Source organism: Streptomyces sp. NPDC097617, from assembly GCF_044761485.1.
In the GTDB taxonomy this organism is placed as follows: Bacteria; Actinomycetota; Actinomycetes; order Streptomycetales; family Streptomycetaceae; genus Streptomyces.
This window is the reverse complement of record NZ_JBIWCL010000005.1, coordinates 12,682-25,575: the sequence shown is the minus strand read 5'-3', so window position 1 is coordinate 25,575 and position 12,894 is coordinate 12,682. Positions and strand designations below refer to the sequence as shown.

At 71.2% G+C, this 12,894-nt stretch carries 13 protein-coding genes and 1 other RNA gene; 3 read left to right on the top strand and 11 right to left on the bottom strand.

Translation table 11 applies throughout. The features are described 5' to 3' along the window. Positions 1-27: 27 nt before the first annotated feature. Together ACIQZO_RS11090 and ACIQZO_RS11085 are read right to left on the bottom strand one after the other, a co-directional pair. Positions 28-1,398, bottom strand: coding sequence for a nitrate/nitrite transporter (locus tag ACIQZO_RS11090; RefSeq protein WP_403623466.1), 1,371 nt, complete (start codon positions 1,396-1,398; stop codon positions 28-30). A gap of 96 nt (positions 1,399-1,494) precedes the next feature. Continuing rightward, entirely contained in the window at positions 1,495-2,460 is a 966-nt protein-coding gene (locus ACIQZO_RS11085) for a LysR family transcriptional regulator (RefSeq protein ID WP_403623463.1), read from the bottom strand. A 94-nt stretch (positions 2,461-2,554) separates the two neighbouring features. Here ACIQZO_RS11085 and ACIQZO_RS11080 point away from each other — a divergent pair, with 94 nt between their 5' ends. Further along, positions 2,555-3,793, top strand: a complete 1,239-nt coding sequence (locus ACIQZO_RS11080) for an MFS transporter (RefSeq protein ID WP_403624239.1) — start codon at positions 2,555-2,557, stop codon at positions 3,791-3,793. Here ACIQZO_RS11080 and ACIQZO_RS11075 read toward each other — a convergent pair. The 7 genes from ACIQZO_RS11075 to ftsE all read right to left on the bottom strand — a co-directional run bounded on the left by ACIQZO_RS11075 (position 3,777) and on the right by ftsE (position 8,431). After that, entirely contained in the window at positions 3,777-3,920 is a 144-nt protein-coding gene (locus ACIQZO_RS11075; RefSeq protein WP_403623460.1) for a hypothetical protein, read from the bottom strand. The two genes, ACIQZO_RS11080 and ACIQZO_RS11075, sit on opposite strands and share 17 nt — an antisense overlap. Before the next feature lie 117 nt (positions 3,921-4,037). Continuing rightward, positions 4,038-4,385 carry a hypothetical protein gene (locus tag ACIQZO_RS11070; RefSeq protein ID WP_403623457.1) on the bottom strand — a complete coding sequence of 116 codons (348 nt, stop codon included), beginning with the start codon at positions 4,383-4,385 and terminating at the stop codon, positions 4,038-4,040. Between the two features lie 132 nt (positions 4,386-4,517). Then, positions 4,518-4,906, bottom strand: a transfer-messenger RNA (tmRNA) gene (gene ssrA / locus ACIQZO_RS11065). Between the two features lie 84 nt (positions 4,907-4,990). Continuing rightward, positions 4,991-5,476 carry an SsrA-binding protein SmpB gene (smpB, locus tag ACIQZO_RS11060; RefSeq protein ID WP_403623454.1) on the bottom strand — a complete coding sequence of 162 codons (486 nt, stop codon included), beginning with the start codon at positions 5,474-5,476 and terminating at the stop codon, positions 4,991-4,993. Positions 5,477-5,494: 18 nt separating this feature from the next. Beyond that, positions 5,495-6,688 carry a S41 family peptidase gene (locus ACIQZO_RS11055; protein ID WP_403623452.1) on the bottom strand — a complete coding sequence of 398 codons (1,194 nt, stop codon included), beginning with the start codon at positions 6,686-6,688 and terminating at the stop codon, positions 5,495-5,497. Positions 6,689-6,755: 67 nt separating this feature from the next. After that, positions 6,756-7,724 (bottom strand): permease-like cell division protein FtsX, encoded by a 969-nt coding sequence (ftsX, locus tag ACIQZO_RS11050; RefSeq protein ID WP_403623449.1) that lies wholly within the window; start codon positions 7,722-7,724, stop codon positions 6,756-6,758. Between the two features lie 17 nt (positions 7,725-7,741). Then, entirely contained in the window at positions 7,742-8,431 is a 690-nt protein-coding gene (ftsE, locus tag ACIQZO_RS11045; protein ID WP_403623446.1) for a cell division ATP-binding protein FtsE, read from the bottom strand. Positions 8,432-8,667: 236 nt separating this feature from the next. Between ftsE and ACIQZO_RS11040 the strand changes: the two genes are divergently transcribed. Then, complete coding sequence (locus tag ACIQZO_RS11040) at positions 8,668-8,862, top strand: hypothetical protein (RefSeq protein ID WP_030388650.1); 195 nt, start codon at positions 8,668-8,670, stop codon at positions 8,860-8,862. A 113-nt stretch (positions 8,863-8,975) separates the two neighbouring features. On the opposite strand, the gene prfB is transcribed toward ACIQZO_RS11040, so the two are convergent. After that, on the bottom strand, positions 8,976-10,085 hold the full coding sequence (prfB, locus tag ACIQZO_RS11035) for a peptide chain release factor 2 (protein WP_327262728.1): 1,110 nt from the start codon (positions 10,083-10,085) through the stop codon (positions 8,976-8,978). Positions 10,086-10,405: 320 nt separating this feature from the next. Between prfB and ACIQZO_RS11030 the strand changes: the two genes are divergently transcribed. Continuing rightward, complete coding sequence (locus tag ACIQZO_RS11030) at positions 10,406-11,407, top strand: isopenicillin N synthase family dioxygenase (protein ID WP_403623442.1); 1,002 nt, start codon at positions 10,406-10,408, stop codon at positions 11,405-11,407. Positions 11,408-11,591: 184 nt separating this feature from the next. Here the strand turns inward: ACIQZO_RS11030 and ACIQZO_RS11025 are convergent, their stop codons facing one another. Continuing rightward, positions 11,592-12,839 carry a serine/threonine-protein kinase gene (locus ACIQZO_RS11025; RefSeq protein ID WP_403623439.1) on the bottom strand — a complete coding sequence of 416 codons (1,248 nt, stop codon included), beginning with the start codon at positions 12,837-12,839 and terminating at the stop codon, positions 11,592-11,594. Positions 12,840-12,894 lie beyond the last annotated feature (55 nt).

The following is a 12,894-nucleotide window of genomic DNA, read 5'->3' as shown; positions in this document are numbered from 1 at the left end:
ACTCGGTTCACCCGTATTTCGCCCCGGTTACACCGACGTGAGCTGCGGTTTCGTCTCGGCCCCGACCGTGTGGACCACCCGGGCCGCCGGGCGGCGAAGGTATACCGCCCAGGTGACCACGCAGCACAGGGCGTAGAAGCCGAGGAAGGTGACGAAGGCGGCCGTTCCGGAGCCGGATGTGCGGAAGGCCTCCCGGAAGACCAGGTTGATGCCCAGCCCGCCGAGCGCGCCAACCGCCCCGATGATCCCCATGGAGGCGCCGGAGAGCCGCCGCCCGTACGCGGCCGCGCTCTCGCCGCTCATGCCGCGCGCCAGCGCCTTCGCCTGGAAGATGCCCGGGATCATCTTGTACGTCGATCCGTTGCCGAGCCCGCTCAGGACGAACAGCGCCACGAACCCGACGAGGAAGACCGGCAGCGAGGACCGCTGGGAGGCGAAGACCACCACCATGGTCGCGGCCGCCATCGCGACGAAGGTCCCCAGGGTGATCCGCGCCCCGCCGAACCGGTCCGCCAGCGCCCCGCCCACCGGCCTGATCAGCGATCCGAGCAGCGGTCCCATGAAGGTCAGGGAGGCGGCCTGGAGCGGGGTGCGGCCGAACTGGGTCTGCAGCACCAGGCCGAAGGCGAAGCTGTAGCCGATGAAGGAGCCGAACGTCCCGATGTAGAGGAACGCCATGATCCAGGTGTGCGCGTCCTTCAGCGCCTCGCGGACCGCGCCGGTGTCGTTGCGCACGGGTGCCAGGTTGTCCATCCGGACGGCCGCCAAGGCGGCGGCGAGCACGATCAGCGGGATGTAGGCGCCCAGCAGGTACCGCGGGTGCGCGGCCCCTGCGGTCGCGATGACCAGCAGCCCGGCGAGCTGCACCACGGGCACGCCGATGTTGCCGCCGCCGGCGTTCAGGCCGAGGGCCCAGCCCTTTTTGCGGAGGGGGAAGAAGGCGTTGATGTTGGTCATGGAGGAGGCGAAGTTGCCGCCGCCGACGCCGGTGAGGGCCGCGACGACCAGGAAGGTCCCGTAGGAGGTGCCGGGCTCCATCACCACGACCGCGGCGACGGTGGGCGCGAGCAGCAGCAGCGCGCTGACGACGGTCCAGTTCCGGCCGCCGAAGCGGGCGACGGCGAAGGTGTACGGCACCCGGACGATCGCGCCCACCAGGGTGGCGGTCGCGATCAGGAAGAACTTCCCGGCCGGGTCGATCCCGTACGCCGGTCCCATGAAGAGGACCATCACGGACCAGAGCGACCAGATGGAGAACCCGATGTGCTCGGAGAACACGGAGTAGACCAGGTTGCGGCGGGCGGTCCGCTCCCCGGTCTCCTTCCAGAAGGTCTCGTCCTCGGGGTCCCACTGCTCGATCCAGCGGCCCCCCTTGCGCGGTGCGGTCGTACCTGTCATCACACGCCTCCACAGCTGTCGCGTCCGTGGAACGACCGTAGGAACGGCGCGTTTCGGCCCCGGTCCCCGCCGGATGACCGCGGGGAAACCTTGCTCTCACCCACCGCCGGGGGCACCTGTGAGCGCGGCCGGGAGCCAGCTCGCCGGGGGCACTTCCAGCCAGCCGTGTTCGGCGGAGAGGGTGGCGGCGGCCCGGTGCAGCGCTTCGAGACCGGGGTGGCCGAATCCCTTGCGCCACACCATCGACAGCGGGGACAGCGGTACCGGGTCGACGAGCGGCCGCTTCACGGACCCGGGCATGTCGACGAAGTCCACGGTCACCAGTACGGGATGGCCGGTCTTGGCCATGACCCGGCGGAACTCGTCCTTGCCGACGGCCACCGGCGCGGGCGGCGCCATCAGGATCCCGCGCCCGGCGAACAGCTCGCGCGCCAGCCCGGTCCACTCCGGCGTCCGCGGGTTCCCGGCGCCCGTGTACACGGTCTCCCCGGCCAGCAGGTCCAGCGGTACGGTCGCCCGCCCGGCCAGCGGGTGCCCCTCGGGCAGCAGCACGGCGAGCGGCTCGTACCGGACGGGCCGGTGCGCGATGCGGGAGCGCCACACCGGGTCCAGCCCGGCGGCGTACCCGAAGGAGACGTCGAGGCGCCCGGCGGCCACCTCGGCTGCGGCGTAGGTCAGCCCGCTCTCCCAGCGGGCCATCAGCTCGCATTCCGGGGCGAGTTCCCGGGCCCGCTCCAGCACGGTGCGCGCGGTGCTCGGCCCGTCGGTGTTCAGGTCGACGAGCAGCGCCCGGGGGGCGGCGAAGGCGGTGGCGACCGCCTCGTGCGCGGCCAGCACCCGCCGGGCGAGCGGGAGCAGCCGCTCCCCGTCGGGGGTCGGCTCGACGGCTCGGGTCGTACGGACGAACAGCGTGGTGCCGAGGGCCTCCTCGAGCCGCCGTACGTCGCGGCTCAGCGCCTGCTGGGCGACGTACAGCCGGGCGGCGGCGCGGGTGAAGTGCAGCTCCTCGGCCACGGCGACGAACCCGCGCAGCAGTCGGGGATCCACATCACGGGGCATCATCCCCGGAGACTAACAACGGATCGGCGTGAATGGGCGCCGGACAGGTGTTGGACCGTGCACCCGGTCCGGGCCGAGGGTGGTGGTCATGCCCCTCATGTCCGTCACCGGCAGCACCCTGGTCCTCGCCGCACCGTCCGCGCCGTCCGCCCCGCCCGTTCCCGACCGTGCTCCCCCGCGCCCGCGGGGCCCCTACGGCCGCCTGTTCGCGCTGCCGGGCGCCCGCGGCTTCACCGCCGGGAACCTCCTCGCCCGCCTCCCCATGGGCATGTTCGGGGTCAGCGCGGTCATGATGATCGCCGGACAGCGCGGCTCGTACGCCCTCGCGGGCGCGGTCACGGCCACCGGCCTGGCCGCCACCGCGCTGGTCGCGCCCTGGACGGCCCGGCTGGTCGACCGGCACGGCCAGGCCCGGATCGCCGTGCCGGCCACCCTGATCGCGGTCCTCGGCTCGCTGTCGCTGATCGCGTGCGTCCGTACCGGGGCCCCCGCCTGGACCCTCTTCGCCGCGTACGCCGCGACCGCCACCACCCCCAACATCGGCGGGATGTCCCGCGCCCGCTGGACGCACCTGCTGCGCGGCGCCCCGGACGCGCACCACACCGCGATGTCCTTCGAGCAGGCCGCCGACGAGCTCTGCTACATGCTCGGCCCGGTCCTGGCCGCCTTCCTCTGCTCGGTGGTGTTCCCCGAGGCCGGCACCCTCACCGCGGCCGCCCTGCTGCTGACGGGCATGCTGGTCTTCACCTCCTGCCGCGCCACCCAGCCCCCGGTGTCGACGGGCCCGCGCCGCGGCTCACCGCTGCGCGCCCTCGCCCCGCTGCTGCCCCTCTTCCTCGCCACCGGCGTGGTCTTCGGCTCGATGGAGATCGCCTCGATCGCCCACCTCGACGCCCTGGGGCTGGGCGCCGCCTCCGGCCCGGTGCTGGCCCTCCAGGCGGCGGGCTCCTGCGCGGCCGGCCTGCTCTACGGCACGCTGCGCCCGCTCGGCCTGCGCACCTGCCTGGTGGCCATGGCCGCCGCGATGGCCCTGCCGTGGCTCGCGGCGAGCACGGGCTCGCTGCTCCCGCTGACCTGCGCCCTGCTGCTGGCGGGCATGGCCACGGCGCCGACGATGGTCACGGCGATGTCCCGGGTCCACGCCCTCACCCCGGAGGGCCGCCTCAACGAGGGCATGACCCTGGCGGTCACCGCCATCCTCGCGGGCATCTCTCTCGGCGCGGCCTCGGCGGGCGCCCTGGTCGACCACCTGGGCCCGACGACGGCCTACGCCCTCCCGGCGGCGAGCGCCCTTCTCGCTCTCGTCATCGGCCGGGCCGTCACTCGTACCAGGTGATGCCGCAGATGTAGACGCACTCGTGCCGGGGGACGGCCAGGAAGTTGATGAAACCGCGCCGATTGAGGATGTCGAATTCCCGCAGACCGCCGGTCCTTCCCGGTGGGACGCCCGACAGCCTCGGCATCCCGGCCGAGCGATGACAGTTCGGTGGCGATCCGCTCGACCTCCGCGACCACTCCAGGAGGCAAGCCACCGGTGATGTGTGCGGAATCGTCAGTGTTGTAGTCCCAGGTCCAGTCGCTCACAGGCCGGTCTCGGCCTCTGCTTTGTCGAGGATCTGCTGGATCTCGGCCAGTGCGGGCCCGGGATCCTCCACCCCTTCCTGGACCAGCCGTTCCAGGGCGTGGAGGCGTGCGGACCTCCGGGGGTGGCGTTCGATCTCGACGAATACGGCCCAGGAGTGGATGAAGGCTCGGAGAGGAGCCGGCGACTGCGTCTGCTGGGCACTCGTCGTCACTTCGAAGAGGTGCTGTGTCAGGTCGGGGACGCGGCTTGGCGCGATCTTCGCGACGGCCTCACGAAGGGCGGCAGGCGTGAGATCCGGCATGGGGATCAGCGGCCCGCTCTCGTCGGGGATCGGCGCACTCACGTGTCCTCCTCGCTGGAACTCCGCTCCGGAGTCGGCTCCGCACCGTACCGCCAACGGCAGCGCCGGGCGGATGCTTCCCCCATGACAAAGGCCCCGCAGCCGAGAGGCTGCGGGGCCTTTGCCCACATGGGGTGGTGGAGATGGCGGGAATCGAACCCGCGTCCAACGGTGCAGAAGCAGGGCTTCTCCGAGCGCAGTCCGCTGCGCTTTTCTCAGCCCCGGAGATCACACGGACAAGTCTCCGACGGGCTCAGTCACTGTTTGTTTTCCCTCCAACCCCCGTGACCGGGGCTAGAGGTTTAGATCCCTAATTGACGCCAGGATCCGGACCGGGACCACTTCCGGGCTGACGCTCCTCACAGAGGCTTCAGCTCACTGTTATTAGGCAGCGAGGGTGAAGCGGGAGTTATCGCTCTTGGAGTTGGCGATTATTGTTTGCGACATATGGTTAGCGAGATCATTGCCGCTTCCTCGGCTCGCTTCCCCTGCATCGACATCCGCTGTCGAAACCGATCATCCCCATGTTGTTTTTTCAAGGTGCCCCGACCCCTGGGGGGCGGTGCTGACACCATGGTACGCGAAGTGGACCACCGCGTGCCAGATGATTAAACCGTGCCGCGCTGCTTGCGACGGATGGCCGAGATCGTCCGGTTCGTCTCACGGGTGTCCTGCTTCTCCCGCATGGTCTGCCGCTTGTCGTACTCCTTCTTGCCCTTCGCCAGCGCGATCTCGACCTTCGCCCGGCCGTCCTTGAAGTACAGCGACAGCGGCACGATCGTGTGACCCGCCTCGTCCGCCTTGCGCTCCAGCTTGTCGATCTCCTCGCGGTGCATGAGGAGCTTGCGCTTGCGCCGGGCGCTGTGGTTCGTCCAGGTGCCCTGGCTGTACTCCGGCACGTGCACGTTGTAGAGCCAGGCCTCCCCGCTCTCCACCGACACGAAGCCGTCCACCAGCGAGGCCCGGCCCTGGCGCATGGACTTGACCTCGGTACCCGTGAGCACGAGACCGCACTCGTAGGTGTCGAGGATCGCGTAGTCGTGGCGCGCCTTCTTGTTCTGGGCGATCATCTTGCGCCCTTTTTCCTTAGCCATAGTGCGGTCATTTTCGCACTACGGACCCACCCCGAGGCCACCCAATACTGTGACCGCCCGTTCCTCGACCCGTTCGCCCGCCGGCACGTCGGGGGTGATGCCCTCGCCGTCCAGGCTCCGGCCCGCCGGTGTGCGGTACGTGCCCACCGTCAGCTCGGCCACCGAGCCGTCCGGCAGCTCGGTCGGCATCTGCACCGAGCCCTTGCCGAAGGTCCGGCTGCCCACCGCCACCGCCCGGCCCCGGTCCTGCAGGGCGCCCGTCACCAGCTCGGCCGCGCTCATCGTGCCGCCGTCGACGAGGGCCACCAGCGGCCGGGCGGTGTCCCCGCCCTCGGCCGCGTACAGGACCCGCTGCTCGCCCCGTACGTCGTAGGTGGCCACGAGTCCGCCGTTCAGGAAGGCCGAGGCGGCGGTGACCGCCTCGGCGACCAGGCCGCCCGGGTTGCCGCGCAGGTCGAGCACGACCCCCTCGCCGGCCGGGGCCGCGCGGACGGCGGCCTTGACGCGCTCGCCGGAACCTCGGGTGAAGGAGGCCACCTTGATGACCGTGACCCCGTCCGGACGCTGGCGCACGGTCACCGGCTCGTTGCGCAGCTGCTCGCGGCGCACGGTCTCGGTGAGGTCGGCGCCGTCGCGGCTCAGGTTCAGCACGACGGGGGTGCCGGCCTCACCGCGCAGCAGGGCGACCACGTCGGCCACGGCCAGGCCGGTCACGGCGTGCCCGTCGACGCTCAGCAGCCGGTCCCCGGCGCGCAGTCCGGCTCGGGCGGCGGGACTGCCCGGCTGGATCTTGTCGACCTTGATCATGCCGTCCCGGGCCCGCTCGGCCCATACCCCGACGCCGGTCCAGAGGCCGTCGAGGCCCTCGGAGAAGGCCTGGTACTCGCCCTGGTCGTAGACGGTGCCCCAGCGGTCGCCGCTGCGGCTGACCACCTCCTGGGCGGCCTTCTTCCCGGACTTCCCCTCGGCGACGGCCTCCGCGGCAGCCCGGGCGACCGCGTCCCGGTCGGCGGTGCCCGCCTGGCGCGGGGCCTCGGGCGCGGGGACGTCGGCCAGGGCCGCGGCGGCTGCGGCGGCGCCCTCCTCGCGGTCCCAGCAGCCGGTGTAGGCCCCGGCGCCGACAGCGGCAAGGAAGGCCAACGTCAAAACGGCCCCGCGACGCAGGTCGCGGGGCCGGAGACAGAAGGCGGCAATACTCGGCAAGCCCAGCATGGCGCCGAGTCTAGGACAAGCCCCGCGCCGGTACGGGTGGTTGCCCGTACCGCTCGCGGGGCGCTTGTCACACCTTCAGGTACTTGCGCAGGGCGATGAAGGCGGCCACAGAGGGCATCAAGAGGCCGATGAAGAGTACGTACGGCAGCTTGGCCAGCACCGATCCCCAGCCCATGAAGTCGATGAGCTGGATCTTGTCCCGCAGCCCGACGCCGTGGTCGATCACGAAGTACTGGCCGGAGACCAGCATCGCGCACGCGAAGAGCGCGCCGATGAGGCCGGCCACGGCCGCCTCCATGATGAAGGGGACCTGGATGTAGAAGCTGGAGGCACCCACCAGCCGCATGATCCCGGTCTCCCGCCTGCGGCTGAACGCCGAGACGCGCACGGTGTTGACGATCAGCAGCAGCGCCACGATCAGCATGATCAACATGATGCCGAGGGCCGCGTAGTTGAGGTAGTTGAGGATCCGGAAGAGGTCGTCGATCTCCTTGCGCTGGTCGTCGACGGTGTGGATGCCGTCGCGGCCGGCGAAGGCGGAGGTGACCACCTTGTACTTCTCCGGGTTCTTGAGCTTGACCCGGAAGGACTCCTGCATCTGGTCGGGCGTGATGGAGGAGGCGAGCGCGGTGTGCCCGTACTGCTCCTGATAGTGCTTGTACGCCTCGTCCGCCGACTCGTACGCGACGCTCTTGACCAGCGTCAGCTGCTTGAGCTCGGACTCGATCTGCTTCTTCTGCTCGTCGGTCACGGCGCCCTTGCGGCAGGTGGCGACACCGCCGGAGCCGGCCGCCGAACCGTCCGGCTTGGCGGCGGCCTCGCCGGCCTCCTGGGCGTCCTGCTTGTTGCAGAGGTAGATCGAGACATTGGCCTTGTCGTACCAGAAGCCCTTCATCCGGCTCACCTGCTCGCGCATGAGCAGGGAACCGCCGAACAGGGCCAGCGAGAGGGCCACGGAGATGATGACCGCGAAGGTCATGGTGAGATTGCGACGGAGACCGACGCCGATCTCCGACATGACGAACTGGGCGCGCATTGCGTCTCAGGGACCTTTCAGTGCTGGTAGCCGTAGACGCCGCGCGACTGGTCGCGCACGAGTCGGCCCTTTTCGAGTTCGATGACGCGCTTGCGCATCTGGTCGACGATCTGCTGGTCGTGGGTGGCCATGATCACCGTGGTGCCGGTCCGGTTGATCCGGTCCAGCAGCTTCATGATCCCGACCGAGGTCTGCGGGTCGAGGTTGCCGGTGGGCTCGTCCGCGATCAGCAGGGCGGGGCGGTTGACGAAGGCGCGGGCGATGGCCACGCGCTGCTGCTCACCGCCGGAGAGCTCGCCCGGCATGCGGTCCTCCTTGCCGCCCAGGCCCACGAGTTCGAGGACCTGCGGGACGGCCTTGCGGATCTCGCCGCGCGGCCTGCCGATGACCTCCTGGGCGAAGGCCACGTTCTCGGCCACCGTCTTGCTGGGCAGCAGGCGGAAGTCCTGGAAGACGGTCCCCAACTGGCGCCGCATCTGCGGAACCTTCCAGTTGGAGAGCTTGGCGAGGTCCTTGCCCAGGACGTGCACCTGGCCGTGGCTCGCCCGTTCCTCGCGCAGGATCAGGCGCAGGAACGTGGACTTGCCGGAGCCGGAGGAGCCGACCAGGAAGACGAACTCGCCCTTCGCGATATCGAGGGAGACTTCTCTGAGGGCGGGATGGCTCTGCTTCGGGTAGGACTTGGAGACACTGTCGAATCGGATCACGGGTGCACCACGGTCGCCGGGAGTAGGTGTGCGTGACCATACGCGAACGGGCGCGAGGTGTGGACCCGGCCTCAGGACTTGCCCGATTTATCCCGGGGTGCGGGGCGTCAGGACCGTGATTGCCCGGACGGGCCGCGCCGAATGTCGGCGAAGCTGGCACAGTGGTAGGGGGAACGGTCTGGTTCCTCACACCGTTATACGCAACGAGAAGACCGAGGCGATGAGAGGAGGAGCGCATGACATATGACCGGCTCGTGTGCGCGAACTGCGCCGCACCCGTCAGCCAGGGCCGCTGCCCGGTGTGCCGGGCGAATCGGGAGCGCCTCCAGCAGGAGGGCAGCCCCTTCTCCGGCCTGAACCCCGTGACCCTCATCGTGCTCATGGTGGTACTCGTGGCAGCTCTGGCGCTGGTGGCCCAGCACGCCGCCTAGAGCGCCCGGCACGCCCCGCTACGGTGCGCGCGGTATCCGTGCCGCGTACCGATCACACACGCGAGAAGGGCCCGGACACCTGGTGTCCGGGCCCTTCCACATGTTCCGCGCCGTTACGCGGTCTGCTCCTGCTGCTTGCGCCAGCGGATTCCGGCCTCCAGGAAGCCGTCGATCTCACCGTCGAGCACCGCCTGCGGGTTGCCGACCTCGAACTCCGTCCGCAGGTCCTTGACCATCTGGTACGGGTGCAGGACGTAGGAGCGCATCTGGTTGCCCCAGGAGCTGCCGCCGTCCTTGAGGGCGTCCATCTTGTCCTTCTCCTCCTGGCGGCGCCGCTCGAGCAGCTTGGCCTGGAGGACGTTCATCGCACTGGCCTTGTTCTGGATCTGCGAGCGCTCGTTCTGGCAGGACACGACGATGCCGGTCGGCAGGTGCGTGATGCGCACCGCCGAGTCGGTGGTGTTGACGCCCTGGCCACCGGGGCCGGAGGCGCGGTACACGTCGACGCGCAGCTCGGTCTCGTCGATCTCGACGTGGTCGCTGGTCTCGACGACCGGGAGCACCTCGACGCCCGCGAAGGAGGTCTGGCGGCGGCCCTGGTTGTCGAAGGGCGAGATGCGCACGAGGCGGTGCGTGCCCTGCTCGACGGAGAGCGTTCCGTAGGCGTACGGGGCCTTGACGACGAAGGTGGTCGACTTGATGCCGGCCTCTTCCGCGTACGAGGTCTCGTAGATCTCGGTCGAGTAGCCGTGCCGCTCGGCCCAGCGCAGGTACATGCGCTGGAGGCGCTCGGCGAAGTCGGAGGCGTCGACGCCGCCGGCCTCGGCGCGGATGTTGACCAGGGCCTCGCGCTCGGCGTACTCGCCGGAGAGCAGGGTCCGGACCTCCATCTCGTCCAGTGCCTTGCGGACGGAGACCAGCTCGGTCTCGGCCTCCGCGAGGGTGTCCGCGTCGTCCATCTCCTGGGCGAGCTCGAAGAGGACCGCGAGGTCGTCGATCCGCCCGCGCAGGGTCTCGGTCTTGCGGACCTCGGCCTGGAGGTGCGACAGCTTGCTCGTGATCTTCTGAGCGGCCTCCGGGTCGTCCCACAGGGACGGCGCGGCGGCCTGCTCCTCGAGCACGGCGATATCTGCCCTCAGCTTGTCGAGGTCCAGGACGGCCTCGATCGACCCCATGGTCGAGGAGAGGGACTTCAGCTCTTCGGAAACATCGACGACTGCCACGGGTCCAGCGTAGCCGGTCCCCGGACAACGCCGTCCGGGCAGGCCGGATCACCCGTTCTGATGATGGCTCGCACGGGCGTACGCTCACCGTATGACCGTTCTCCTCGTCAAGCGCCGCCATGTGGACCACATGCGTGTCACGACGACGAGCTGTCAGCCGCCGGACCGAACCCAAGCCTGATCCACCCCGATCCGACTTGGTCCTGTACGCGCGGCTCCCGCGGTCCCGGCACCACCCCTGCCGGAGACCCTCCCCCTGCCCCGCGGCCCCCACCACCTCTGGGGAACAGGACCCCGTGACATCCCGAAACGGAGCCGTCATGCCGTCCGCGCACACCCTCCCCGTCCTGGACCTCTCCCAGGCGGACGACCCGGCCCAGCGGGCCGAATTCCTGAAGAAGCTGCACGCAGCCGCCAGGGACACCGGTTTCCTGCACCTGACCGGGCACGGCGTCACCGCCGCCGAGAGTGCCCGCATCCTCGAACTGACCAGGACGTTCTTCGCCCTCCCGGAGGCCGACCGGCTGGCGGTCAGCAACTTGAAGTCGCCGCACTTCCGCGGCTACACCCGGATCGGCCACGAGCTGACCGGCGGGGCCTCCGACTGGCGGGACCAGCTGGACGTCGGCGCGGAGCGCGTGGCGCCGGCCCTGGGGCCGGACGCCCCGGCCTACCTGTGGCTGGAGGGCCCGAACCAGTGGCCCGCCGCCCTCCCCGAGCTCCGAAGCGTGGTCCTGGACTGGCAGTCGCGGCTCGCGGCCGTGGCCCACCGCCTGCTCCAGGAGCTGCTCGTCGCGATCGGCGCCCCGGCGGACTTCTTCGACGCGGCCTTCGCGGACCGCCCCCACCTGCACACCAAGCTGATCCGCTACCCGGGATCGGCCCCCTCCGGCGCCGACCAGGGGGTCGGCGCGCACAAGGACTACGGATTCCTGACGCTGCTGCTCCAGGACTCGGTGGGCGGCCTCCAGGTGGTGCGGGACGGCGGCTACCAGGACGTGCCGCCGATGCCGGGAGCGTTCGTGGTGAACCTGGGCGAGCTGCTGGAGATCGCGACCGAGGGCTACCTGACGGCGACCGACCACCGGGTGGTCAGCCCGCCGGGAGCGGTGGAGCGGTACTCGGTGCCGTTCTTCTACAACCCGCGGCTGGACGCGGTGATCGAGACCGTCCCGGGCGACTACCTGCGCTCCGCGCCGGGGGTCGCGCACGACGACTCGAACCCGCTGCACGCCGAGTACGGCCGCAACGAGCTGAAGGGCTGGGTCCGCGCCCACCCGGCGGTGGCCCGCCGCTGGCACCCGGAGCTGGTCCCGGCCTAGCCGAACCGGCCGCGGGCGTCCGCTGCGCGGAACTCTCTCCCCGCCCCGTCCCGCCCCTTCGCCGTTTCCCGGGCTCCGCCCGGGCCGGGTCCTCAATCGCCGGACGGCCGCAAGACCCGGCCTCGCCGGCGTTCGAGGCGCGGGGGTCCGGGGGCGGCGCCCCCGGCCACGGCGCCGCACGGCCTCACGGGACCCGCGGCACCGACTGCTTGTTGTCCTGCCGGGGGGCCGACCCGTCGCCCGAGACGGCGAGCCACGTGCCCAGGCCGATCGCCGCGGCCAGCGCCAGGGCCGATACGGACAGGACCAGCCGCCGCTTGCGCGCGGCCTCCGCGCGGTGGCGGGCGGAGCCCGGCCGGTGGCCGCCCGCCGGGCGCGGCACGCGGGCGGTGCCCAGGGCCCCGCCCGCCAGCTCGTCCGGCCCCGGCACGCGCATCGAGGTGTGGGTGTCCCGGTTGGAGTCCGTCGCCGAGCCCGGCACCAGCGGGACCACGCCCCGCCGCCGGACCGGGTCCGCCGCCGGTTCCTCCGAGGGCTCGGGGTCCGGATCCGCGTCGTCCGGCTCGTCCACGTCCAGCGGCGGCATCCCGGCCAGCATCGGCAGCAGGTCCCGCAGCCGGACCGACAGCTCCGAGGCCCGCAGCCGCGAGGCCGGAGCCTTGGCCAGGCACTGCACGATGAGCTGCCACAGCTCGTCGGGGATCCCGGGCAGCGGGACCACCGTCTCGGTCACGTGCCGCCGAAGGACCGCGCCCGGGTGGCCCCCACCGAAGGGGGTGAAGCCGGCCAGCAGCTCGTACAGGACCGTGGCCAGGGCATATATGTCCACCGCGGCGCGCGGGGGCAGGCCCTCCACGATCTCCGGCGCCAGGTAGTCCGGGGTGCCGATGATCCGGGTCGTCGGCGCCGAGGAGCGGCCCGCGGACGCCCGCCGCGGGGAGTCGATCAGCTTGGCCACGCCGAAGTCGGTCAGCAGCGCCGGGTGCGAACCGCCGGGGCCGAGCGGGCCCTGCATGTCCAGCAGGACGTTCTCCGGCTTGACGTCCCGGTGGACGACCCCCGCCGCGTGCGCCGCGGCCAGCGCGTCGGCGACGTCCGCGACGATCGCCACGGCCGCCTCGGGGGCGAGCCGCCGCTCGCGGTCGAGGCGCGTGCGCAGGTCCGTACCGCGGACGAGGTCCATGACGAGGGCGAGGTCGGTGCCGTCCACGACGAGGTCGCGGACGGACACGACGTGCGGGTGCTCCAGGCCGAGCAGCGCGCTGCGCTCCTGGACGAACCGCCCGACGAGTTCCTGGTCGGACGCGAGGTCCTCGCGCAGCAGTTTGACGGCGACGGGCCCGTCAGGCCCCTCGCCCAGCCACACCGTGCCCGCGCTGCCGCGCCCCAGGATCTGGTGCGCGGTGTACCGGCTGCCGATCTTCCGTGCCACGACTGCTCCCTCAGCGGCTGGCGTACGCACCAAAGCTACGCGGCCGAGTGGGCGT

What these genes read in the sequence shown, in the direction of transcription:
- ACIQZO_RS11090 (WP_403623466.1), bottom strand. Translation starts at nt 1,398, where the DNA reads ATGACAGGTACGACCGCACCGCGCAAGGGGGGCCGCTGGATCGAGCAG.
- ACIQZO_RS11085 (WP_403623463.1), bottom strand. Translation starts at nt 2,460, where the DNA reads ATGATGCCCCGTGATGTGGATCCCCGACTGCTGCGCGGGTTCGTCGCC.
- ACIQZO_RS11080 (WP_403624239.1), top strand. Translation starts at nt 2,555, where the DNA reads ATGTCCGTCACCGGCAGCACCCTGGTCCTCGCCGCACCGTCCGCGCCG.
- ACIQZO_RS11075 (WP_403623460.1), bottom strand. Translation starts at nt 3,920, where the DNA reads ATGCCGAGGCTGTCGGGCGTCCCACCGGGAAGGACCGGCGGTCTGCGG.
- smpB (WP_403623454.1), bottom strand. Translation starts at nt 5,476, where the DNA reads ATGGCTAAGGAAAAAGGGCGCAAGATGATCGCCCAGAACAAGAAGGCG.
- ACIQZO_RS11055 (WP_403623452.1), bottom strand. Translation starts at nt 6,688, where the DNA reads ATGCTGGGCTTGCCGAGTATTGCCGCCTTCTGTCTCCGGCCCCGCGAC.
- ftsX (WP_403623449.1), bottom strand. Translation starts at nt 7,724, where the DNA reads ATGCGCGCCCAGTTCGTCATGTCGGAGATCGGCGTCGGTCTCCGTCGC.
- ACIQZO_RS11040 (WP_030388650.1), top strand. Translation starts at nt 8,668, where the DNA reads ATGACATATGACCGGCTCGTGTGCGCGAACTGCGCCGCACCCGTCAGC.
- ACIQZO_RS11030 (WP_403623442.1), top strand. Translation starts at nt 10,406, where the DNA reads ATGCCGTCCGCGCACACCCTCCCCGTCCTGGACCTCTCCCAGGCGGAC.